38 protein-coding genes and 1 tRNA gene are annotated in these 22,413 nt (G+C 38.8%); 2 read left to right on the plus strand and 37 right to left on the minus strand.

Annotated features, from left to right (window positions below; translation table 11 throughout):
• Positions 1-11 precede the first annotated feature (11 nt).
• From A5888_RS08080 to A5888_RS08175, 20 genes are all read right to left on the minus strand, one after another.
• Entirely contained in the window at positions 12-380 is a 369-nt protein-coding gene (locus A5888_RS08080) for a DUF5361 domain-containing protein (protein WP_086350189.1), read from the minus strand.
• 11 nt (positions 381-391) lie between these two features.
• Entirely contained in the window at positions 392-658 is a 267-nt protein-coding gene (locus A5888_RS08085) for a hypothetical protein (RefSeq protein WP_170924849.1), read from the minus strand.
• A gap of 38 nt (positions 659-696) precedes the next feature.
• Positions 697-1,449, minus strand: a complete 753-nt coding sequence (locus tag A5888_RS08090) for a hypothetical protein (protein WP_086350188.1) — start codon at positions 1,447-1,449, stop codon at positions 697-699.
• A 76-nt stretch (positions 1,450-1,525) separates the two neighbouring features.
• A complete protein-coding gene (locus A5888_RS08095; protein ID WP_086350187.1) occupies positions 1,526-2,089 on the minus strand; it encodes a phage tail protein in 564 nt (187 codons plus the stop codon).
• Positions 2,090-2,101: 12 nt separating this feature from the next.
• On the minus strand, positions 2,102-2,437 hold the full coding sequence (locus A5888_RS08100) for a hypothetical protein (protein WP_086350186.1): 336 nt from the start codon (positions 2,435-2,437) through the stop codon (positions 2,102-2,104).
• A complete protein-coding gene (locus tag A5888_RS08105; RefSeq protein ID WP_086350185.1) occupies positions 2,438-2,674 on the minus strand; it encodes a hypothetical protein in 237 nt (78 codons plus the stop codon).
• Entirely contained in the window at positions 2,667-3,005 is a 339-nt protein-coding gene (locus A5888_RS08110; protein WP_086350183.1) for a hypothetical protein, read from the minus strand. Before A5888_RS08110 ends, A5888_RS08105 begins: the two co-directional genes overlap by 8 nt.
• Positions 2,992-3,387: a phage Gp19/Gp15/Gp42 family protein gene (locus A5888_RS08115; protein WP_086350182.1), complete on the minus strand. Its 396-nt coding sequence runs from the start codon at positions 3,385-3,387 to the stop codon at positions 2,992-2,994. The genes A5888_RS08110 and A5888_RS08115 overlap by 14 nt, the downstream gene beginning before the upstream one ends.
• 4 nt (positions 3,388-3,391) lie before the next feature.
• Positions 3,392-3,688, minus strand: coding sequence for a hypothetical protein (locus tag A5888_RS08120; protein ID WP_086348528.1), 297 nt, complete (start codon positions 3,686-3,688; stop codon positions 3,392-3,394).
• A 2-nt stretch (positions 3,689-3,690) separates the two neighbouring features.
• On the minus strand, positions 3,691-4,590 hold the full coding sequence (locus A5888_RS08125; protein ID WP_339102032.1) for a phage major capsid protein: 900 nt from the start codon (positions 4,588-4,590) through the stop codon (positions 3,691-3,693).
• Positions 4,591-4,596: 6 nt separating this feature from the next.
• Positions 4,597-5,073, minus strand: a complete 477-nt coding sequence (locus A5888_RS08130; RefSeq protein WP_339102033.1) for a capsid assembly scaffolding protein Gp46 family protein — start codon at positions 5,071-5,073, stop codon at positions 4,597-4,599.
• A gap of 78 nt (positions 5,074-5,151) precedes the next feature.
• A complete protein-coding gene (locus A5888_RS08135; RefSeq protein ID WP_086350181.1) occupies positions 5,152-6,561 on the minus strand; it encodes a DEAD/DEAH box helicase family protein in 1,410 nt (469 codons plus the stop codon).
• Between the two features lie 79 nt (positions 6,562-6,640).
• Entirely contained in the window at positions 6,641-6,883 is a 243-nt protein-coding gene (locus tag A5888_RS08140) for a hypothetical protein (RefSeq protein ID WP_086350180.1), read from the minus strand.
• Positions 6,884-6,889: 6 nt separating this feature from the next.
• Positions 6,890-8,434: a hypothetical protein gene (locus A5888_RS08145; RefSeq protein ID WP_249274519.1), complete on the minus strand. Its 1,545-nt coding sequence runs from the start codon at positions 8,432-8,434 to the stop codon at positions 6,890-6,892.
• The gene (locus A5888_RS08150; RefSeq protein ID WP_086350178.1) at positions 8,434-9,663 is read right to left on the minus strand and encodes a phage portal protein; all 1,230 of its coding nucleotides are present in this window, start codon (positions 9,661-9,663) and stop codon (positions 8,434-8,436) included. The genes A5888_RS08145 and A5888_RS08150 overlap by 1 nt, the downstream gene beginning before the upstream one ends.
• 128 nt (positions 9,664-9,791) lie before the next feature.
• On the minus strand, positions 9,792-10,133 hold the full coding sequence (locus A5888_RS08155; protein ID WP_086350177.1) for an HNH endonuclease signature motif containing protein: 342 nt from the start codon (positions 10,131-10,133) through the stop codon (positions 9,792-9,794).
• 513 nt (positions 10,134-10,646) lie between these two features.
• A tRNA-Trp gene (locus A5888_RS08160) sits at positions 10,647-10,718 on the minus strand.
• A gap of 224 nt (positions 10,719-10,942) precedes the next feature.
• On the minus strand, positions 10,943-11,362 hold the full coding sequence (locus A5888_RS08165; protein ID WP_086350176.1) for a transcriptional regulator: 420 nt from the start codon (positions 11,360-11,362) through the stop codon (positions 10,943-10,945).
• 85 nt (positions 11,363-11,447) lie between these two features.
• Positions 11,448-11,636, minus strand: coding sequence for a hypothetical protein (locus A5888_RS08170; RefSeq protein ID WP_086350175.1), 189 nt, complete (start codon positions 11,634-11,636; stop codon positions 11,448-11,450).
• A gap of 32 nt (positions 11,637-11,668) precedes the next feature.
• Positions 11,669-12,490, minus strand: a complete 822-nt coding sequence (locus A5888_RS08175) for a site-specific DNA-methyltransferase (RefSeq protein ID WP_339102034.1) — start codon at positions 12,488-12,490, stop codon at positions 11,669-11,671.
• 63 nt (positions 12,491-12,553) lie between these two features.
• Here A5888_RS08175 and A5888_RS08180 point away from each other — a divergent pair, with 63 nt between their 5' ends.
• Positions 12,554-12,709, plus strand: a complete 156-nt coding sequence (locus tag A5888_RS08180; RefSeq protein WP_170924848.1) for a hypothetical protein — start codon at positions 12,554-12,556, stop codon at positions 12,707-12,709.
• Between the two features lie 13 nt (positions 12,710-12,722).
• On the opposite strand, the gene A5888_RS08185 is transcribed toward A5888_RS08180, so the two are convergent.
• From A5888_RS08185 to A5888_RS08265, 17 genes are all read right to left on the minus strand, one after another.
• Positions 12,723-13,400 (minus strand): hypothetical protein, encoded by a 678-nt coding sequence (locus A5888_RS08185; RefSeq protein WP_086350174.1) that lies wholly within the window; start codon positions 13,398-13,400, stop codon positions 12,723-12,725.
• A gap of 11 nt (positions 13,401-13,411) precedes the next feature.
• On the minus strand, positions 13,412-13,600 hold the full coding sequence (locus tag A5888_RS08190) for a hypothetical protein (RefSeq protein WP_086350173.1): 189 nt from the start codon (positions 13,598-13,600) through the stop codon (positions 13,412-13,414).
• 53 nt (positions 13,601-13,653) lie between these two features.
• The gene (locus A5888_RS08195) at positions 13,654-14,682 is read right to left on the minus strand and encodes a DUF3850 domain-containing protein (RefSeq protein ID WP_086350172.1); all 1,029 of its coding nucleotides are present in this window, start codon (positions 14,680-14,682) and stop codon (positions 13,654-13,656) included.
• On the minus strand, positions 14,679-15,227 hold the full coding sequence (locus tag A5888_RS08200) for an HNH endonuclease (protein WP_086350171.1): 549 nt from the start codon (positions 15,225-15,227) through the stop codon (positions 14,679-14,681). The genes A5888_RS08195 and A5888_RS08200 overlap by 4 nt, the downstream gene beginning before the upstream one ends.
• On the minus strand, positions 15,199-15,567 hold the full coding sequence (locus tag A5888_RS08205) for a YopX family protein (RefSeq protein WP_086350170.1): 369 nt from the start codon (positions 15,565-15,567) through the stop codon (positions 15,199-15,201). The genes A5888_RS08200 and A5888_RS08205 overlap by 29 nt, the downstream gene beginning before the upstream one ends.
• Complete coding sequence (locus tag A5888_RS08210) at positions 15,564-15,860, minus strand: hypothetical protein (protein ID WP_086350169.1); 297 nt, start codon at positions 15,858-15,860, stop codon at positions 15,564-15,566. Before A5888_RS08210 ends, A5888_RS08205 begins: the two co-directional genes overlap by 4 nt.
• Positions 15,857-16,159, minus strand: coding sequence for a hypothetical protein (locus tag A5888_RS08215; protein ID WP_086350168.1), 303 nt, complete (start codon positions 16,157-16,159; stop codon positions 15,857-15,859). Before A5888_RS08215 ends, A5888_RS08210 begins: the two co-directional genes overlap by 4 nt.
• Positions 16,156-16,521 carry a hypothetical protein gene (locus A5888_RS08220; RefSeq protein ID WP_086350167.1) on the minus strand — a complete coding sequence of 122 codons (366 nt, stop codon included), beginning with the start codon at positions 16,519-16,521 and terminating at the stop codon, positions 16,156-16,158. The genes A5888_RS08215 and A5888_RS08220 overlap by 4 nt, the downstream gene beginning before the upstream one ends.
• A gap of 11 nt (positions 16,522-16,532) precedes the next feature.
• Positions 16,533-17,030, minus strand: a complete 498-nt coding sequence (gene ssb, locus A5888_RS08225; RefSeq protein WP_086350166.1) for a single-stranded DNA-binding protein — start codon at positions 17,028-17,030, stop codon at positions 16,533-16,535.
• Positions 17,023-17,460 carry a hypothetical protein gene (locus A5888_RS08230; RefSeq protein WP_086350165.1) on the minus strand — a complete coding sequence of 146 codons (438 nt, stop codon included), beginning with the start codon at positions 17,458-17,460 and terminating at the stop codon, positions 17,023-17,025. The genes ssb and A5888_RS08230 overlap by 8 nt, the downstream gene beginning before the upstream one ends.
• 1 nt (position 17,461) lies before the next feature.
• Complete coding sequence (locus tag A5888_RS08235; RefSeq protein WP_249274517.1) at positions 17,462-18,370, minus strand: replisome organizer; 909 nt, start codon at positions 18,368-18,370, stop codon at positions 17,462-17,464.
• Entirely contained in the window at positions 18,357-19,061 is a 705-nt protein-coding gene (locus A5888_RS08240) for a putative HNHc nuclease (protein WP_086350163.1), read from the minus strand. The genes A5888_RS08235 and A5888_RS08240 overlap by 14 nt, the downstream gene beginning before the upstream one ends.
• Positions 19,058-19,801: a DUF1071 domain-containing protein gene (locus A5888_RS08245; protein WP_086350162.1), complete on the minus strand. Its 744-nt coding sequence runs from the start codon at positions 19,799-19,801 to the stop codon at positions 19,058-19,060. Before A5888_RS08245 ends, A5888_RS08240 begins: the two co-directional genes overlap by 4 nt.
• A complete protein-coding gene (locus tag A5888_RS08250) occupies positions 19,794-20,051 on the minus strand; it encodes a hypothetical protein (protein WP_086350161.1) in 258 nt (85 codons plus the stop codon). Before A5888_RS08250 ends, A5888_RS08245 begins: the two co-directional genes overlap by 8 nt.
• Before the next feature lie 57 nt (positions 20,052-20,108).
• Complete coding sequence (locus tag A5888_RS08255) at positions 20,109-20,633, minus strand: HNH endonuclease (protein ID WP_086350160.1); 525 nt, start codon at positions 20,631-20,633, stop codon at positions 20,109-20,111.
• A 161-nt stretch (positions 20,634-20,794) separates the two neighbouring features.
• A complete protein-coding gene (locus A5888_RS08260; RefSeq protein ID WP_170924847.1) occupies positions 20,795-21,091 on the minus strand; it encodes a DUF771 domain-containing protein in 297 nt (98 codons plus the stop codon).
• Positions 21,092-21,222: 131 nt separating this feature from the next.
• The gene (locus A5888_RS08265; protein WP_086350158.1) at positions 21,223-21,483 is read right to left on the minus strand and encodes a helix-turn-helix transcriptional regulator; all 261 of its coding nucleotides are present in this window, start codon (positions 21,481-21,483) and stop codon (positions 21,223-21,225) included.
• Positions 21,484-21,650: 167 nt separating this feature from the next.
• On the opposite strand from A5888_RS08265, the gene A5888_RS08270 reads away from it, so the two are divergent.
• Positions 21,651-22,376 carry a helix-turn-helix domain-containing protein gene (locus A5888_RS08270; protein ID WP_086350157.1) on the plus strand — a complete coding sequence of 242 codons (726 nt, stop codon included), beginning with the start codon at positions 21,651-21,653 and terminating at the stop codon, positions 22,374-22,376.
• Positions 22,377-22,413 lie beyond the last annotated feature (37 nt).

Consider the following 22,413-nt stretch of genomic DNA (forward strand, 5'->3'; position numbering starts at 1 on the left):
CCCCTTTCCTCCTAATCTATACCTTCCAATAATTTTCTTCTTACCTCTTCGAACTCCTCGCTAGAGTTAAATACGACTTCATCTTTTTTGACTGGTGGTTTCCCACTAAGTGAATCTAAAATGAATTTTGGTTTGTTTTTCCCTTTTTGACCGTCTTTTGTTTGTGACCATAAAATCATGCTTAACCGATCATTTATTCCGGCCAATAAAGTTGTTTCTAAGGGAACAGCTTGATCCATCATTTTCATTTTGATTCGGGAATCATCCCTCAAACCACAAGAAAAAACAGCTACCCTTGTTGGTGGCAGCTGTCTATAATCGTAAATATTATACGTTTCTGCAAGGTCGCAAATTAATGCCTCGTCATCAAAACGTATCATCCCAGCAAGGATTAAGAGTTTTTTGTTATTTGTTGATTTTGGAAAATATCTGTAATCTCTTCTGATAATTTTTCGATTGGTACAACCCCGCTTTCAGTGCGTACATGATCCTTCAATTTGTTGGTCTGTTCTTTACCTAATAACAACTTCACAACTTTCGTCATAGCAGAAGCATTTTCTTCTGATTCTCCAATCGCTTCTAAAAGCTCGTAGTTTTCCAAACGCTCCTTTTGAATTTCATAGTTGAACCCTGATTTCGTTTTACCTGTAATAATCATTTGTTTTCCTCCTAAAAAATAAAGAAGACTAGCGGCTGCTAATCTTCTTCTACTAGTATGGTTATTTTTGCGCAAACATAATCCATTGACAAAATTGAAGGCGTTATAGTGTCCGATGTATATGTTCTAGTATTCAAAATTAAATAACCATCATCTAATATATATTTGCTAGGGTCTATTTCCCTTGTAACGGTGTTGATAGCATCATCAGTGTGAGCGTAACCGCCTTCCCAAGCAGTAGAGTTCCACCACGCCAATATATATCTATAGCCTCCTGGGCCATTACCGTAACCGCTTGAAGAGACCTCTAATTTTTTTATTTCTTCTCTTAGCACGTTTGCTTTTTCTATTAATGTTGTTGCGTTGTGATTTGAAAAGTAATTACCATCATGTCTATCTACCGTTTCAACTATATTTAGAAATGCATTTATTTGCACATTTCTTGCTAGTGTAGTTGTTTGTAAATCAACCGTTGTTCCATCAAGCGAATATATAGCGTCATACATAGATTGTGTGAATTCACTCGCATTTAATGACGGTGCTGGTACGCTTGCAGAAACTAACCATCTTACGTCGTTTGGATTTTCTTCTACACTTTCTGTAACTTTGTCCTTTAAATCACACACAATTGTTACTTCTTTATACGTGATCTCTTTTGTTTTGAATGTTACTTCTTCGCTCTCTCCACTTTTGTTCACAACTTTTACAGTATACTCTGTGTTGCTTTCTAAATTCTCTATGATATGCGGAGAAGTAACGCCCTCAGCTATCACTATGTCATTTAGTAACACATCCCCATTTGCGCCTAACCATTCAATTATTGCGCTATTTCTAGCTATGTCAAAAACGGTCAGGTTTTGGGGAGGCTTAGGGGGTAGCTGTAGGTTTTTGAATGTATTCGTAGTGAGAGTTACCTTGATCGTCCGGCAATGCTGTCAAAGTGATTTCATAACCAACTGCTTCCTCATCTACATAAGAAATTTCGCCAATCTCTGACACTTGACCATGAGGAATGACAATTCGTTTCAAAACGCCACCTTTTAAAATCATGTCAATGACAATCGCATGTTCATCTAATTGAGCAGCATTAGCTTTTACAACAATACCGGCCTCTAATGATCCAGAAACATTTTCAATACCATAGACTTCTTTTAAAACTTCAACATTTGTTGATTCGATTAATTTGTAGGTAAAGGTATCTTCTTTTTCAGATTGAACAACCGCAACCGTATCGCCACCCCATGCTTTGATATTGTCAGAAGATGGGGTATTTGTATTAGTTAAGCCATCTTCTGAAATATAGCCTAATCCTTTAAAGGCATTATCTAAATCAGTTGTTGCATCAGCTGGCAATGTGGTACCTAAGGGAGCAGAGAAAATTGGACCTGTTATCTTTGGTTTTGCTGTTGAAACATTTTCTGTTTTTGACATATAAAATTCCTCCTAATAATGGTTGATATCAAACACCGCTTGATATCTGTATTCTTTCGTTGTTGTATCTGTGTAGTTGTAGTCACTGTTTAATTTAATACCGCTGATTTCATCAACAATAATCATTGCTTCCACCGCTTCTTTTAGTTCTTCGTTTAATTTTGCAGCCTCATACATGGATTCCGCATAACTTTGAAAAGCAAAGGTCGAAGACGGCAAATAATTACTTTTTGCACCGCCTGTCTTTTCGAAAAGAACGAAGCGATCCGGAGATTCTGCAGGACGTTCTAAAAAAGACGGTACAGACAAATGACTATCAAGAAATTGTTTTATCACAAGTTCAATCATCTATCGTACCGCCTTTAAAATTGTGTTGTTCTTCATATTATCCCTTTTTGCTCTGTAGGTCTCAGCGCTGATCATGGCATTTGCCCGATTCTGTCCGACATAGACATCTTGTTCATATCCATCGCCGCAGCGGTTCCTAATGCCTGTTGCTTTATCTGATAGCACTTTTTGCATTGCTTCTGACTTCATCAGTTCAGCAACACCGCCCCGATTCAATTCAAAGCCTTTTTTACTCATAGCGTTCCACCATCACTTTCTTATTCCAATCAAGCGGTATAAGGTCCTCAATGCCCTCAAGCGGTATTCCAAACGTGCGCCAACGTTTACCGAAAAATAGGACTTCTCTATCTTCCCATTCGTGGGTATCTTCTTTAGGAATAGCTAATGTATAAACAGCCTTTTTCCCCGTAAGATTTTGCTGGTTTACCACATCGTCAGAAGAAACCGGGCTAATAAGTACATTATCAATATCAAACGGCTTATCTTCATATATCGGTTTATCAAATGGATCAACTCCCGTTTTGACCTTATCGACCAATTGAATAGTTATTCCTTTAATCTTTCCCATAAAAATTGATCACTCCATATCGTTGACGGCGTAGCCCTAAACGATTAAGTTCAGAAGTCTTTATAAACAAGCCACCACCGGGAACTAGATAAGAACCTGAAACACTATAGCCTAGTGCACCCTCTGCGAACTGTGTCATAGGCTCTTGATCGGTTGAGGTCATAAGTGTGCGAGCAACCACATCAACGGTCACAGATCGCACGACATTAGCAAATGAAGGACGTTCCTTTACCATCTCGTCTAAATCTCTGCCGACTTTGAAAGCTTCCTCGCGTAACGAGTCGGAAATGACAGAAAGCAACGCCCCTGCCCTTTCCGTTTCATTAGCTTTAAGTGGTCGCCATAGTTTTTGCACATCATCTAATGTAGCAAAATCACTCATGTGATCACTTCCCTTGCTGCATCATCAAATCATATAGCTCTTGTTTCTTTGCTTGCGGATTATATTCAACTTCAAAGGCATCCAGCTCCTGCATAATCTGCTTTTTAGTAATTTCATCTGGTGCAGTATTGATTAATTCTGCTTCTTCTGGTTGTTCGTCTTCAATGATGACTTTTTTATCATCTGCAGAAGTTACTTCGATATTTTTTTTAGCGTAATCGCTGGATAGTACCCAATTACCACCACTAATTTTACAAGGACTACTAAAAGTAGCCCCTGTCTTTGTATTTTTATATTCCATGGTTAATTACCTCCTGCAGCTGGTTTAATGATACGAGCAAATGAGGTTTCGTCTAAAATACCCCATCCTAAGAATGTTTCTGAGCGCAGATAAACTTGGTTGTACCCTTTCAAGTCTTGCCCGCTGTTGTCTGGATCTCCGTACTTGATTACTTCTAACGGAATTTCTTTTGCAAATCCCCATTGGAAATAATTAACAAAATCTCCGATAATCGCAACATCGCTTGTTCCGCCAGATACGGTGTTGTTAATATCTGCTTTTAGACCATTGATAGAACCCGGATTAGCACCCCAAGCCAGCTCAGGGAATAAACGGATATTCGTATCGCCACCAGTGCGCATTGCAGCAAGTGCAGCAGAAAAAGCAGGATCAGCAGCTAAACCAGTAACTACGCCTTCTTCTCCTTGAATCATAGATACTGCAGCCTCAATGTTTGCGTCTGGATCAACTTGTGAAAATTCAACTGTCTGAGTTACCTTGCTGTCAAAGTGATTTGTTCCGATTACAGTTGATGCTACGCCGCTACGTGGATTAATCCCATGAAACGCCATTAAATCAATACCACGCGCTAATTTCTTAGCATAACCTTCGTTAAATGATTTGATTACATCGATTTTCTTTTCTTCTGAGGAATAAATAAACTCGTCAGAAACACGTGCGCCATACTCTACCTTGATAGGCACCATTTTAACGGGTGCGATTGACACGCCGCCGTGTGTTTTCTTCCCATTTTCTGCCACAATATCGATTTCAGAATCCATTGTGAAAATAAACTCTGTTTTTCCATCAAATGGGATTGCCTCTTGTTGCGAAAGAATGGCTAAAGAACTTTTTCCCTTTACTTTGTTAATCAAATCTGTTACTAATTCCGGTTCAAATAGACTACCTCTTGATAATGTCATAATAAATTACTCTCCTTCTGTGTTTAAATTACTTATTAATGATTTATAGGCGTTGTCTTTCTCATCGCCTAAAGGTTTCTCGGTGTTTTTCAATGGTGGTACTGCGTTTTTAGGCTTAACAAATGCGGCCAGTCGCTCAGCATCCGCTTTTAAAGTTTCTTCGTTATCTCCAACAAGTCTGTCTGCTAAATCAAACGGCAAACCGTTCTGCAAAGCGATTTTTGTGCGTAAACTTGCTGTTTCATAGCCAGCAACCTTAGCATTCAAATCACTTATTTGTTTGTCGTAATCGGCATTGCTTGTTTTCGATTCTTCAATAGTCGTTTGCAACGTACCAACTTGTTTTTCTAATTCCGTGTTGCGTGTTTTGATTTCCTCGTAATCGGAAAATTGTTTTTCTAGTGATTCCTTTTGACGAGTCAATCTATCCTGGATAATTCGGTCCAGTTCCTCTTGCGTTTCAATTGCTTTAAATTCTGACATAATAAAAATCCTTTCCCAGCTTACCCGGCTGTCTCGGTAATTTTTTGTATTAAAAAAGCGGCTCTAAAATAGAGTCGCTTAATACCTAACTTGTTGTTTTTTCTTAGGCTTAACATTGCTGCAAGCCCAATGTGCTAATAAAGCACTATCCATTAAACTAATGTCCATATCATCAAACTGTGACTTATACCCAAAACCGCCATTCGTACCAATGTTTCGTTTTTCGGAGTTGGTTACTACTGCAGTAAGTGACGGTTGATCCGTGTGACAGATACCCTTTTGGAATATTCCCTGCTCCCATGCTGAATTTGCAGCGATGATTTCTGAAACTTTCGGTAATATTGGTTGTTTCAGTTTGAAATCCTTCATCTCACTAGAAAGAATGTTCTGTCCGGCCGCTCCATCAATCGCCACACTCGCAACATCAGCATTTTTTAGAAAATTAATGATCCATTGATTCCCATTCCGTACAGATTGACAATCGATCGATTCAACAAAGATTTTTCCTGATAAGGTACGAACCGCAATGCTCATAGACACATTCGCGCCATCATTACCGTACTTTATACCAACGTGCAACGGACCTCTAAGAGCCGGCAAAGCTTTAACTTTCAACGCTTGCCACTCAGTTTCTGAAATAGCTGATTTTTGATTGTATTTAGGCCAATAACCAAGACGTTGAACGTTATGATCAAGTTTATCCTCGCCTAGCTCCGCCTCTATCTTACGTTCATTTAAATGATAGCCCATCGATGGATTAGAGTTGTACCAAGCTTCTATATCATTGATATCCTTTTCTTCATCGACTGACCATTCAGCCCAACCGGAATATTTGCCCTGTCCAAAGAGAATTTTTTCCCGATAACTAGTAAATACAGTACCACTAGAAACTGGTGTCGGCGGTGTACCACACATGATTGTCATAGGATTATCGCTATCAGTTACCGTGTACTTCAACGCTGATTCTTGCTCTATTGTGTACTCTTGGGCTTCATCAATAACTAGCAAATCAAATCCTTCTCCAAGTCCACCACTTGATGTTCTAGTCCTGAATTGGATAACCCCACCGCTCTCATACAGTTCCAAGCGTTCCTGTCCTTTGGCTTTTATTGAATTAAAATCCTCGCCTTCGACATACCCCATATCTTCAAGATACTTTTTCATCTTTTCGAACGAGGAATGAGACGTACTAATCCGGTGTGCTGTATGAAGCGTGTTTAAGCCCTCTTCTAGCGCCCAAAGTTCAACCATATATACTATTTCTGTTTTACCATTTCGTCGCGGAATTGAAAAACCGTATTTTTGATGTACCCACAAGCCATCATTGTCAACGGCCATAATAGGCTCTAATAAATTAAGCTGCCACTCGTAACATTCACGACCCGTTTTTTCATAATATTCAATTGCTTTTTGACATAGACTGTGTTCATATGGAAGAATTACCGATTGAGTAGGATGCTGATTACCAAATCGCACTTTAGTAGTCATAGCTTTCCCCTTTCAACCCTGTTCAGCATGGTAACCCTATCGCTGGGTACAAAAAAAGCACTTAGCTTTCGCTGAGCGCTTAGAAAATTATTTTTTCCCATGATTCGATTGGAATTTCTTCAATGGGTGTATTCGTATCAATAGCTTGTTGAACATCCTCGGCCATAGCCTTTATTCCTGCTTTCAATTCCTCCGGATGGTCAGCTATGTTTAACGGGTTCCACCAGCCTATTATATTGTCTGGAATATCCATATTGAAATGATTCCGATAATTCTGTTTTAGCGTATCTGCTTCTTTGAAAAGCTTGTCAACTTCATTCATCCTTTATCATCCTTTCAATAACATTCCAATGATCAAATTTAAATACTCCGGATCGTCCGCTATACTTTTGTAGAACCATACATCATCTTTACTAATTTCAAAAAGTTGTCCGTTTCCCGGTTCGTATATACTTTCTAGCCCCATACTCAATACTTCACTAGCATATTGATATTCTTTCCCAATATACGGGCTTATGAAATTATCTCGTTTAGTATATTCGCTGTATCTATAGCCAAAGTTAGGAAATATTTCCGTAAGACTAGTTTTTGCTTCTCCCTCAGTTCTATATGCGACAAACTCTTTGCTGATTCGCAACAAATCTGGGTTAAGATGCTCTACTAAGTGGCCTATCTCATGGTAGGCGGTCGTTTTCCTCGTGCCGTCAGCATAAATGCTCAAGCCTTCCCCCGGCCTTGCCCCTCTTAGTAGCTGCCTGCCACTAGCGTTGCGTAATTCTCCGGAGAAAAAACCTCTATTTGTCTTGCCTGCAAATAATTTTTTATTATTTTGTTCTAGCAAATCCGCCCAATCTTTCGGATAATAGGAAAATGCTTTCTCAAGCTGAGCTTTAACTGTTTTGTTAGACCTATTATACCATGTTTCTTTTGGTATTTTGCCTGACATTGTCCTGAAATTGCTGAATATTTCGGTTAATTTCTCTTTATCGCCTAGTAAGCTATCGATTTTATACAGGTCATTCACTTGTTCCCCTATGCTTATTAGCTCGCGAGGTGTAGCGGTCTTGATATTAATATCTCTTATACGTCTCTTTAGCGCTTCGATTCTCAATGTTTTGTCGTCTTTTGCATTAAGATTCTTTCGATTTTCTTTTTCTTCTTTCTTCTTCGAATTCCTCCAAAACTTCGACCACACGTCTTGCTTTCTTCCGTCGCCCGGATCGTATTCTACTGTACAGCGACAACGTTCATGCCTGCGGTAAATATCATCCGGCGCATCCTCGTAGTCATATGATCCAGCAAGATTCTGACACCACTTACAGGCGTGACCTGATACTCTACGAATAATCTTCGGTTTGAGTCCTGACCTAGATTGAAAGCTCGCGTTTTTTTCGATAGAATCATCCACGATACTCTGGCTAAAGTTTACTATAGGATCATCAAGAATCCACTTGATAGCCTCAAAATCATCCTCAGAAGAAACACGGTTCACAATTCCATCGATACGATCCTGATTTAATTCTGGAACCTGTGCTTTTAAACGTAAATTTGCATTTTGGTTAAGTTGAGTTTGTACATCATAAGCAAAGCCAGAAATTAAATCATGATTTTTCTTCATAGTTGGATTTAGCAACCTATCGGCAATGTTATAGTGCATTTTCCCATCCGGTAAGCTGGCAGCAGCAAGATTTTTCGATAAAACATCGGCTAGTATGTCGCCTACCTCAATTGCAAAGCCGTTCACATCGAGATACGTTGCCTTATTTTCTTTCAACATAGCTACAGCTTTTTTTAAGTTGGTACTGTTTGAGGCTCGGATGTCAAACTGACTTTCAATAGATTCTAAGAGGTCCGGTACAACATCCTGAACCATTAACCATCAGCTCCTTTCAACCCCGTTAGGTCTCTAATTGTCTCGCCATTTACGTACCCCGGAACAGCTTGATTAAGCTTGACTGCTCCATCTCCAACCAGACCTAATGTATTCGCGTCTGCTTCAAAAAGAGGCTCCCACTTCGGCTTTGTATTCATAAATTGGCTTCTTGTAAATGAGTAATCATCTCTTAAGCAAGCTGCTAGATAAGCGACATTCAATAAACCGGACCCTAGACTACGTTGTGCTTTCCGTCCGGCAAGTCGCAAATTCTCATGACTTGCCTTGATTGCTTCAACGCTGGACGGATTGTCAGACACAAACCCCAAGTCATCTAACGTTAGCCCTGTTTCTCCTGCGAAGCCAGCAGCAGCAGTCTTTAATTGCTCGGTAAATGGTGTCATACTTGACGTTGTGAACTGTCCTAACTTCGGAGATTCTCCGTTCTCGTCTTGGGTAAACTGCAGCATGCTTGTGACTGTAGCTCTCCAACTATCCAATGGCTCAGACTCACTACTCAACCCAACTACCCATTTTTGTGGAAACGAATAAAACTCCGCTGTGATATCTGCGCGCTCTAACGTTCGCTTAGCATAGCGTTGATAGTACATCCCGGCACGTGTGATGCGTGAACGTCCAAAAGGTCTAACTGCATCCGGGCGATGAATGATAGGCACTAACAGCGGATGCGGAACGTTGCTTTCGATTGTTGTTGACTCTTTGTTGTCAATGTAATAAGTTGTCTTTCCGGGTAAAAAATGTGCTTCCGAAATTGGCGCTCCTTTGTCATCTCTATCCAATACAGCATAACCCTCTGTTAACAGCCCCGTAATAGGATCAATTATTCCAGTAGCATTGCTTGCTTCTATGACTTGCAACCTTACGTTGTCATCTTCTCCTTGTGAGATATAGACGAAACTACAAGAAGCGATTAGCGCAGATAGAACAACACTGTCAAAAAACACATCCGGGTTATTATCTTGGAAAATTTCATTTACCATAAAATCGTCATTCGTAAATTCACGAAATACCAAACGATCGGCTAAGCTGTCTACGCCTTTAGCACACCAGCCTAAAATCGATCGATAGCGTATTCTTATTTCTTCGGGTATGGTAACGCCCATTAATGGATCAGTGTATTTCATAGCGTATTGCTCATAACGCATATCTACTCTTTTTTTGCGTAAACTCAGCTTTGTTCTTAGATATCCAATACCTTTTTCTTCCACTTTTTCAGCTCCTTTCAATGTCGCGCGAGAAAATATGTACAGTGACGGCGTGAACCTCGGCCACAAGCACGGGTGGGGTAGTACCCCCCTATCTATTTCTCGTCGCTCTTGTCCTTAATCATGGCCTTCTACGATGAATAAGATGACCAATCGATTGATTGTGGTAAGTTCCTATTACCTAATACTTTTGTTCCTTGTTGTTCTAGTTGCTTGTTGTTGAATAGCTTGTCAGACTTCTGTCTGTTGCAAGTCCAGTGAGCTAACTGCAGGTTGGCAATGTCAGATGGATGCCCACCTTTTGATACAGGTACTATATGATCGACCACAGCTGACATAGGTTCAGGAGACTTTAGTCTCTTGTCTATCGGCCTGCCGCATATGCCACAGGTATTCTCTGTCTTTAGTAGTCTCTTCTTATTCTTCTCAAAGGCTACTCTGTGCGGTCCTTGTCTGTCTGCTCTTGCTGTCATCTGGTTTGCTCCTTTCTGTGGGGCGGCTAGAATAAAAGGCCCTCGGTCAGTTACTTATTTGCTTACCACAATTCTTGCAAAAGTAAATCTTATTGCTGTTCTCGATACCTAGATAAAGATACTCATGTTTACACCTCAATCGACTGATAAATGACTTTCTCTTCGTTAAGCGAAAAAACTTCCTATTCTTTTCTAGTTCTTCCATTTCCCACACCTCTTACATTCCTGATAATGAAACGGTGGATAAGCGTTGATTACCTTATGCTTGTAATCGTGTTGACAAATCAAATGTTGTTTCGTTATTCGCTTAATCCATAGAAGTAAATCGCCAATCATAGCATCAGCTCCTTAATCAAAATAAAAAGACCGCCTAAGCGATCTAATCAAACTATGTAACCTGCGTAGTTAGCGCAGGAGTATCACAGTTACCATCTGCGACAGTGGACGTCTACAAACGAGAGTTAACTCGACGCCAGCTCAGGGTACCCCCTCTCGACCTCCTGAACGTTTTAACAAGGATTGTAGGACTTGAACCCACACTAACGGTTTTGGAGACCGTTGCTCTACCGGTTGAGCTATACCCTTAGAATGCTACCTGCTCAGCCAGATAGCACAATGTGTAACGATGCTGAGTCGTTTGCTGCTGTACTCTGTTTCCGCAGATAGCAGCTAAAGAAGAAACTCATTAGACGATTATTTTTTAGTTTGTTGTAAGTGCCTCGTTCTTTGATTTTCTCCTTTTTTCTTAAAATTCCACATTACCATTTTATCAATGAAATTAGGGTCGAAAGTCAAGAAATAGTACAATTTTAAACATTTAAGTTTAATTTTCTTGCAATTTCGATAAAGAAATCATCTCGTTTGCTAAAAGCTGTAGTTCTGCTGCAATAGACTAGGCCGTTCACAATCAACCCTTGCATAGTATACTTCGGACATTTTCTCATATACAGCTCTCTGATGATAACTTCTGTGTCTTCGTCAAACTCTTCTAAGGTATCAGCAACGGCTCTCTTATTCCGCTCAAGCCCTGTCAACCTCTTATCCTGCTCAATCGTAATCATCAAATTATCTTGAGCATCATAACTGGCTTTAGTTCCCTTGATGTCTCTGTTGATGTCAGACTCACGATATGGATAACGTAGTTCTTCTTCACGTTTTCGAATATGTTCGTCTGTTTCCGGATAATCCGCTAGAATATCCTTGATATAATTAAACGTTGATTTTCTCAAATCGTCAGTCCCCTTTCTTCTCTCTATAAGCTACATACACAAATATCGCAACGATAGCCACGATCAGCACTGCAACAAATATGTTTTATAGCTCATTATGTTTCACTCTTTCGTTTAGTTCTGCGTTGATCACGTCCATGATGCTAAACTCTTTTTTAGCAGGCGTGACTAATTCGAGTAGTCGTTTAGCTACACCTTGAATATGCGAGTTCTTGGCGCCGACTACTGCAACATAATCGACTATCTCACTTGCTAGCTTCTGTTTTTCATTCATTCTCCCGACCTCCTGTCTTAATATACGCAGTTTTATAGCAAAGTTATTTGACTTACATGGTTCTCTACCCGATCAACAGATAAATCATGGTATTCTTTCTCTTTTTCAAAACATATGAAATTTCTATTTGTGTTGAGACATGCGACTGCAGTTGTTCCTGATCCAGAGCAGCTATCTAAAACAGTGTCGTTTTCATTCGTGTATGTCTTTATCAGATATTCAAACAGGCTTACTGGTTTTTGTGTTGGGTGTAACGCTGATTTTTGAGTATCTTTAGGAAACTCTAAAACAGAAACTGGAAACCTTTCGCCATTCGATACTGATATTGTTTCTTTATCAGCTTGATTATAGTTAGAGCCGTGATTTCCTTTTTTTGTTTCATAAGGTTTAAATCCGCTACGCATCTGCGGATTGTATGTCGGCAGCTTCTTGTAGAACACAAGCAGGTGGTCATGATCCTGTTTTCCAAATACTAAAATATTTTCGTTGTCTTTTAATGGCATCTTTTTAGCATTTAGAAATCCTGTACCAGCTGTTTTCTTCCAAATCCACTCGTATCTCAATAGTTTCAGATTACTTACACCTAAAACCTTATCAAAAGGAGCTTGAGCAGTTAAAACTATAGCTCCGTCATCCTTGATAATTCTTTCATATTGTTTCCATAGCGGCTCTAAAGGAATCACTGAATCCCATTTATTTCTTGTTGTTCCATACGGTAAATCTGTAAGAATCATGTCCACCGACTTATCAGGTATACGTTGCATACCTATTAAACAGTCCTCGTTGTATATCTTGTTTAGTTCGATCATATTATTCACAAAAGGAGTAAAGATATCTTTCATGCCGGCCGGCAAACCTCCGACTCCTTTCGATTTTTCTGTATCTATGGTATAAATGTTTGTATGGAGGGAAGATATATGCAACAAACAATTATTACTGCAATCATTTGGCTTGTTTCGTTTCTTATTGGTCTCGTTGCTCTATACTTCGTTTTAGCTTTTGGCATTCGAGACGGAATTAACGAATCTGTCCTAGGTAAAAAGATTCGTGATGAACAAAAAACAAAGAAATAATTTTAGTTTCTCTTTAGTTCTCTAAAGAGTTTTTTTGTGCCTCGGCTGCTGCTTCCAGTTCCTCGGCTGTCATGATGAGATTAACTTCAATCATTTCAGCGATTGAATGAGTATTACCTCTTACATCCACACGAACATAGCCGTATGAAGTATCAGGTCCTACTACGTTCAGTTGTCCGTCATGCTCAATCAAATCTCCCGGCTTGATCTCGTCAAGTTTCCTTCCGCGCTTGTGAAAATGCTCTGCACGCTTGAAGAGTGAGATTTCTTCTGCTGTGGCTGCCTTAGAATCAGTCACAGCAATTGAATTACCTGTTGTGTAAGAATCGAACTTGATGAATATATCAGCTTGTACTTTATACGATTTCACTGACATTCTACCTTCTGATACAGAAATCACTTTGAAGATTTCTCGTTTCCCTGAAAACTCGAATGAGTAGTACTCCCCGACCTCGAAAGTCTCCTGAGGCTTCTGCTCGTTTTCTTCCTGATCCAAAACAAGCAATAGTTGATTAGTCAACTTCAAAAGGTCTCCATCGTGACTATTCGGCCAGTCGAATGAAAAATCAGTACACATATAAGCGTGAGTCAGTCGTTCTTTCAAGTGTTTTCTATACCATTTCGAATCGCCATGGATTTTCGGCATTTTCTCGTTAATAAACTCTTTTCGCTGTTCTTTCTGTTCTGTCATCCCTGTTCCTCCTAAAATTTCTTAAGTCGAATATTCAATGTACCGTCGCCACAAATATCTATTTCTCGTATCTCAAGTTCATTAAAAGGGAACTCTGTTAATTCGCTTGCCGATACTTCTGCTAAAGAGTATTTGTTATGATTAACAATATTTACTACAGTTTCAGGGTCTAATATTTCTAATAAATGTTTTATTTTCATTTTGTTTCCTCCTTAAGTGGCATGTGCATTTACCACACATACCATTATTTTGTTTATTTTTCTTCCATTGGTACAATTCCCAAAACAACATAACCAGGTTGCTGGGCGTAATCGGTAATGTATGTGATTTTTACTTCTAAACTGTTATCCGTAAACGATCCGCAAGTGTACTCTTGAAGAATGAGAATATCGTCTACTTGATAATCACGATCGTTTTTTCTGATTTCAAACTGCTTAATACCTGCTCTTACTGCTTCAAGGTATTCAGGCTGTATTTTCAGATATATCTTTTCTCGCTCCTGCTGAACTGTGTAGCCGTGCTTCATCGCTAACAGGAATAATTCTTGATGTTCTCCTGATTCAGCAAACCAATCTGTTATTTTTCTAGGAATCACAATGGTTCTATGAATAGTATTTGAGATGAACGATGAGAAATAATCTGCTGGTAGTGCTTTGTGTTCTGTGCAAATATCAGCCCATTCAGCCACATAAGCAGGAACCTCAACAGTCTTGCTCTGTTCTAAAGAATCCCAAACGAATTGCTCATATGATCGGTCATCGTTTCGCTTATCAAGTTCAAAGCTGACAGTATTCATCAACGCTGCAATTTTCCCTCTTGCTTCCCAAACTTCTGCGAAATTATGAGGGATGGTTACACCAGTTTCTTTTTCGATAATCTTCTTTGCGTATGTGTATGTCATGTTTGTCTGTTTGTTATGCCATTCAAATATCGCAACAAACGTACCAGCATAATGTTTGATAACCGGCTCAAAATCTTCGGCTCCGTGGCAGTCATATTCATCTTCAAGAAATTCTTTTAGTCGCAAAATAATTTTTTCTTCAAGGTTATCTCGATCTGCAGTAACGTTCGTTATCTCGTCATAAGCATCAGCTTTCTTCTGCAGCTCTTCCTGCTCGGTGCGGATTTCTTTAAGTACAGCGATAAATCTTTTCAAATATTCCGCTGCTTTTTTAGTTGCTGGAACATCCGCTTCTGAACAGGCCCAAGCACCATTTATATATTTCATGCATGTTTCTAGTTCAGATTTATACTTCTTGATTTTTTCCTCTACCTTACTCATTTCTCAGCCTCCAATAATTCTGGATTTTCGTGTATTCTAGATTTGATTGTCGACCAATCACATTGATACAACTTAGCGATGGTGTTTATCGATAATCCATGATTCAATAAATCCTGTAATTGATAATTCGGAATCAAATGTCTTTTTTTCATTTTTATCCCTTTTCTATTTTTATTCGCCTTGCTTATCTTCTTTTTATGATTATCGCTTAAAATACGCCCTCTATTGTGGTTGCTATTGTGAGCTGAATTTATAACAACAGCTAAGTTTTCTTTGCGTGCATCAAGTTTGTTTTCATTAACATGATGAATGCTAGCGTGAAAAGGTAATTTAATGCCTAACCAATACTGCATCAACAATCTATGGACATGTATCTTAGTTTTTCCTATGCTTACTGCTGGATAACATCCGTGCATATATATTTTCTTTTTTGAAAGCATCGGATAATCCTGATACCATAAAATAGCTTTGGCTAAATCTGTTTCGTCAACGATACAACTGCATTCATTGATGAAACTAATTTCTTTTTGTGCCTTTATCGTCATTTAACAGATCACCGTCCTCCCATATGTTGCCGATGACTTCATAATCATTTTTGTGATGAATATTTAGAGATGTAGTTGCTGTCCCATCATCAAGTCTGAATTGACAATACTTATCACTCCACACAACAAGGGCTATAATCCCACCAAAGCGAACGTAATCTTTTTCATAAATCTCCACACCATTCGTGTCTTTTAAGCCTGTGTATTGCATGAGCTTAATTTCTTTAGAATCATACCAATCACTATCATATTTGATTGAGCCATCATTTAAATTTATTAAATCTGGATCTTCAAACATTCCATAATCATTATGAAAACATCGAAACTTAATTTGTCTCATTCCGCTTCACTCCTCATAAACTTATGCACGCTATCATCAAACATATCGTCAAAGGCTGCTTTTGCTTCTGAGGTATCAACTTCCGCTGTAACCTCTAAGCCCCATTCACAAAATTCTCTCAACACCTCGAACTCTTCTGCATCATTGAATTTTCGATAGTTTTCAGCTACATCCTCCGGCAATTCTGCCCCGAAGTGTTCCCAGCCAAATCGGGTAAAAATTAAGAACGGCGGGTTCTTTTCGGTGTGCAACTTCTTAAGATAATTTAATACTACTTTTTGATGTTCTTTCATTCCGCTTCACTCTCCAAATAGTAAATCCTATCAGTTATTGCTGATTCTCCTGTAACGTATAATTTCATGTTGATCCAGTAATTTTTCTTGATATTGAAAATCAACTCGTCTTTATAGTTCACAAACCACTCGTTTGTTACAATTTTTCTGCCTTCTTTATCCATGAACATTAAAGGATTCGACGTACATGCAAATGCTCTGACTAGTTTTCCGTCTACCACATCACCACAATTATTTTTAGCTTTATCAGCTGTATAAATCGATCTTAGGTGTTCAGCGTCTCTGATTCTTTGTATCATTCAATCGTCCTCCGTCCTCTTTTACCTAGCTCGAACCCTCTTGCGACTCGCCACTCAAACCACGCGCTCGAACTCTTGATACCTGCTGCATCTTTGATTTCATCGACCGTGTAACCAATTTGTCGAAGCGCTTGATATTCTCCATGCGAAAATTTAGTAAGTTCGATTTTTATTGGATGCGATACAGCCATCAACGGACTGCCGATGATTTTGCCTATATCTTCAATACGTTTGATTCTGTCTTGATCGCCCGACTCCATCCAGTCGTTATTAGGACCCATTAAGTCAAGCAGCTCTCTTCTCAATTCTTTGAAATGTTGCTTTTTATATCTTGCGTTGCTGAATGTAACTGAGCTTGTCATGTGATCCCTCCTTAAAATGGCAAGTCATCATCTGAGATATCGATGTCGCTACCACTGAACTTCGGAACTTCCGTACCCGGTAACATTCCTTGTGCTCCATGTGCTTGTTGGAAGCTCTCCGGCGTGTTCTGTTGTTGTGTTTGGCTAAATCCCTGTGAAGTTCCTTCCACGCCTCTCTGCTCATTCTGTGAGCGAGATTCTAACAGTTGGAAATTATCGACTACAACCTCAGTAACGTAAACTCTTTGACCTTGCGGATTGTCATATGATCTTGTCTGTATTCTGCCAACTACTCCAAGTAACGTACCCTTACGGGCATAGTTTGCTAAAGTCTCAGCTGGTTTACGCCAGATAACACAATTGATGAAATCCGCCTCACGATTTCCACTTGCATTCGTGAAGTTTCTGTTTACTGCTAGTGTGAAAGTAGCGACTGCTGAGCCGCTACTTGTATATCGTAAATCGGGATCTTTGGTGAGACGTCCGACTAGAACAACATTGTTAATCATATTTTTCCACGCTCCTTGAAATTCTGCTGTAGTACCGTTTCGTAGCCTTCTTTTTACCCATTAACGAATTTTCTCGTATTGGGGAAAATTGTCCTGTTCCCAAAAATGGAATACCGTACCAAGGCGCTAATATCTTGACAACCTTTTCAAACCAATCTGAATCGCCTGATTCAAGCGCCTTCGTTGCTTTTGCAATCGCAAGTTGCTTAGTAGCTGCGGAAGATACTCGATAACCAGAAACAGCATCAAAAATTATATATTCCCCGTTTTCTTTTCGATAGCAAATTTTCATACCGTGAAAATCGTATAAATAAACTGCTGATACTTTTTCTACATCCACGTTTTTCAGCTCTAACATATGCCAAAACTCAGTACATTTTTTGCTTGGTTTCCTGATCCACGTCCGTATTTCTGAATTTATATAATTCACTTTAATCTCTCCCTCTGCGGTTTAGAAAGTCTTCCATCTGCTTATCTATCTTTGCTTGCTGTTCTGCAGATAGTTTTTCCTCTGGTACAGGATTAGCTATCGAATCAGGTATCTTCTCTTGTCTGATTGGCTGTCGGTTACTAAATACTCGTTGTGGTAACTGATTGTCTCGTTTAGCCCACTGTCTGATTGTTGCTAAATAATTTTTGTAGCTCTTGCCTGTAGAAGCACAGTAGCCAGAAACTTTTTCTATCCGCTGCTCCCAATCATTTGGGAACTCTTCTTTTAGTTTCTCCATGTCTTGATCTGACAAAAGAACGTTTTTATATTCGCCATATTTATGACGGGTAGGTTTAGGCTTCTGTTTTTTAGAAGCCGTTTCCCCTATCTCTTTATCTAACCTATCCTTACTCTTACCTAACTCTAACCTAACCTGTGTATCCAGACTGTATCCATCGTGTACACATTCCTTATTTACCAAGGGTTCAGAGGCTTCCGGCGTAACTTCTGACCTTCCTTGACTATTCTGTTCATTTTTTTCGGATACATCCTGTATACATTCCGTATCCATGATTTGATATCTGTTATTTTTATCAACTGAAAGTCGCTCTTTTTCTTCAAAAAACATTGTTTTGTTGTACCGGTCTTTTTGTATATAATTATGGATTTTCCAATCCTTGATAACCACTACACCAGATTCAAACGGTATAATAAATTGCTTTGCTGTCAATAGTTTTAAATCGTCTTCGCTAGCTCCTATTTTTCTTCTGATTGTTTTCGCATTTCCAAGGAAGCCGTCATCATCGGCTTCCATATTGAGATGAAAATATAAACATTGAGCTGAAAGCGGCATATCTAAAAACAGGTCTGTATCCGTTATTTTTTTACTAAACATTCTACGCTGTGCCACTCTCTTCATCCTCCTGTAATTCTTTTGCTTGTCTCTTAGTCATTAGTCCTAATCGGACTAGCGTTTCTTCCTTCAATTTGATTGGCGCTACATGGTAATGCTTCATAAACTCAGTTAATCCTCGCCAGTGAATTTCGTTGTGATGTTCTCGGCAAAGACAAATGAATTTAGATTTCAAGTGGTTCACATTTCGCCTATTGTTACCCATTCCGACAAATCCAATTGCGTGATGGATATCAGAGTGTTCTTGTCTGCAGACCGCGCATTGTCGGGTCCTGATTGCGCAGAACATCTGCCAATTGATCGTTTCTTCCAAAGGCTCATAGCCATTCGAGAAAGGCACACACTCTTGAAACATGAAAGCGATTAGGTACTTGATATAGAGCGTTGCTATCTCTATGCTTGTATTACTCAAAGAGAACTCTATGCCTGTTTCGTATTCAAATTCAAACTTTGTTTTTGCTTTAGCCCACCCAAGCGGATAACCAAAATGATTGTCAATTTCTCTCAGCATCGCATAAGCCATATTTCGTTGTTCAGGTTGTATTTCACGTTGATCTGATATATTTACCTCAACAAGCGGCTGCGCTCCGTCTGACAGCGTTAGAATCCTTCTCAGCTCCGATTCATTATCAAGGGAAAGAGTAATTTCTTTCCCTGATATTTTGGTTACTTTTCCGAATAGTTTCATTGTTCATCAACTGGATTCTTGTACTGCTCTTCAAGCCAATTCATACCACGTTTTAACGTTCCCAAGTCTCCCTTGGTCCACTTAAAATCATCAGCGGTAATTTTAGCGGTCTCAGTTAAGAGAGTCAGCGCTTCATCAGCTGTTTTCTCGTACTTAGATGCAAGCTTTTCCAATGCACCATGAAAGATTTTTTTACTTCTTTCGCTTGCTAAGTCCAACATAGAGATATCTTCCGGCATGTCTTCTCCGGCATAAATATAGAGACCTAAACCAAACATAGCCAAGTTCTTTACAAGACAACGCATGAGCGCTTTATTGATATCGAACATGGTTGCTGCTTCAACAGTTCTGTCTGTTTCCCCGTTTTTCACATTCTTGTTTTGTTCCGGGTCCCATTCCCAGTTTGCAACTTTATATGTGTATGAGCTATCTTTCATCGCTTTGTTGGCACTATCCATAACCGGTAGCCACATTTCATGTGTTTGATTTTTAATAGTTACTTGCGTAAAAACCATATATCCTGTTTGTGGATCGTATAGATATGGCATTTTTGTAATTTCGTCACGTTCAATTTTGTACGTTGCATCTGGATATCTTTTGCATACTTCCGCCCATGCCCACGCCCAAGATAGATAAGTGAGGTTGTTTTTCTTTTCAACTACATTTTTTACATCAATCTGATAAAGCACATTAAAAATGTGGTTTTCTGCTACTTCAAATTCTTGTTTTTTCTCAGCCATTCGCATAGCCTCCATATCGTTCATAAACTTCTGAGCCAGTCCCGATCAAATCCATAGAGACATAGTTCTCGTTTGTTGCTAGCTCTTCCAGAAAATCTTCCATTTCCCCGTCGGGGACAAAGGCGCGATGATCCGCTACTTCTCTTTTACTTGCGTCGATCCTTCTGAATACGACATCAAAATAAATAGTCATATCATTCTTATAGATTTCTCTACCGTGATAGTCTTCTAGCACTTCTACTTCATACATGATTGATTTTTCCTTTCTATTCGTGATAGAATGGACGAAAGAATAATTGTCTATGTCTCAGACCTTGCTTGCCGGCGTGTCTGAGGCTTTTTCTTTTCTCCACTCACTCGCTATTTTTGATACTGTCCGCTTATTTACGCTAAAGGCGGTCGCTATTGTTAGATACGTGATTTCTGACAATGTAGTTAGATACAAAATCGCATCTTTCTCTCTGTCAGATAGCTTCTTATGCCCTCTAGCATCCCTGAGTTTCATTCTGTTTGCGTGTTCAATATTCTCCTTCGGAGTAACCCATTCAAGGTTATCAAGCAGATTATTCAGCTTATCCCCATCCTTATGGTTGACTTGACTTTTTGCTAAATCTATACCAAGAAATGCTTCTGCCACTAACCGATGGACCTGCTTGGTTTTTGTCTCCCTATCTATTTTGAGATTAACCACTTCATAACCCCATTGATTAACACGCGTTTTTAAAATTGTAGCTTTTGCCGTTAACAAGGATTTGACTCTCCCTTTTGATGAAATCTGATACGAGAATCTTTCTTTTCCATCATGCTTCACATAGCGCCATTCTTCTTCCATCCATGTTCCCTCCTTACTTGACAATTGCGATCAAATTACATATTAGGGAAATGATTAACGCTATGAACAACAGATATCCAATCGCTTGTAACCGTCTGATTTTATATAGCGGTTTGTTTGCTATTGCTGCTAGTCCTTTTTTGTTCATGTGATGCCTCCTATCATTTTTTGAATATCCGAGACTCATTTTCTCTAATCCAATTAGCCATTTTCATTGCATCGAAGTTATACCCGTTGCCCGCTCTTGAATCTCCTGGATAGTACACAAAGCCGTTGTTGTTAGCATCAAGCTCGTCTCTAAATGACCAAAATACTTCTAAAGAAAAATTTCTTCCTCTTTTTAGTAATGCTTGCATCGTTTTTAAATTACCTCTACAAAGAAGTTCTGTACCTGGTTCAACTACAGCAACGTTGGCTGCTTCTTCTCTTGCAATTTTTCTGATTAGTTCTTCAATCATTGGACGGTCTCCTTTCTTCCTTCCTATACTGTTTTTCTCATTCATTAAAATCAAATTAATACGAACATACATTCTTTTAATTTGATTTTGAATATTTGTTGAGTTAGAATGTAATTGTTAATTACATATTTTTATGAATGTGCCAGTTGATTTTTCTCTGTTGAAAAAAGTAGCGTTTTTGCGACTTCTTCGCCAAAAAAAATTTCAACTGCTTCAAAGTTAGTTAAAGGCACCTCTTTTGCTATTTTTTTTGCTTCTTCAATTGAAAAGTCGCCACCATTTTTCATCTTTCTATAGAATGTACTTCTATCAATTCCAATCGCGTCTGCCACCGCTTGTTGAGTTGTTCCTTTCTCGACTATAGCTCCTTTTAGCTTCAATACATTTATCATAGGTCACACCTCTCTCTCTAATCGCATTTATGCGACTTATTACATTCAATATACAACATTCTGATTTTTTAGTCAACAACAAAGTTGCATTTTTGCGAATTTTTTTGTTGCATTTTTGCGCCTTGGTAGTTATAATAATATTACTATCAATGAAAAGAGGGTTTATTATGAATGTTGGCGAAAGGATGAAAGCCAGAAGAAAGCAGTTAGGCATTAGTGCTGATGATGTAGCAAAAAAGCTAGGAGTTTCTAGGTCTACAATTTTCAGATATGAAAAAGGTGATATTGAAAAACTTCCAACTAATATAATGGATGATTTATCCGATATTTTAAAGACCACTCCTGCGTATTTAATGGGATGGAGTGATGTTCCATCTATGAATAATGAAATTATTGATGTGAGTAAACTTGTTAATATTGTCCATGAATTGGAACCAGAAAGAAAAGAAAAAATATATCGTTTTGCAGAACAACAACTTAACGAACAGAATGGAATTGTAAATCTTGATAAACATTCGCAAAACAAAAAAATTGTCAATGGTCGCTCGACTGCTGCTGGATTTCCTATAGATGGTGATACTGAGGATAAAGAGGCATCTATAATGATTATCGATCAAACTGAAATTCCAAGTGACGCTGATGAAATAGTTACTATCGCGGGAGATAGCATGGAACCTGATTATCCACAAGGAAGTCAAGTATTCATACATTATCAGCCCGAGGTTGAAGAAGGCGAAATTGCTATTGTCGCAATTAAGGATGAAGGGGTTACTTGTAAAAAAGTGTATTATGATTTTGATGAGAAGAAAATTATTTTAGAATCTATAAATGAGGAATACAAAGATATGGTCTACCCTATGGATGAAATTAGAGTGATAGGGAAAGTGTTATAAAAAAATAGACTAATCAGCACCACAAATACTGATTAGT

It is taken from the genome of Enterococcus sp. 9E7_DIV0242 (assembly GCF_002140975.2).
In the GTDB taxonomy this organism is placed as follows: domain Bacteria; phylum Bacillota; class Bacilli; order Lactobacillales; family Enterococcaceae; genus Enterococcus_L; species Enterococcus_L clewellii.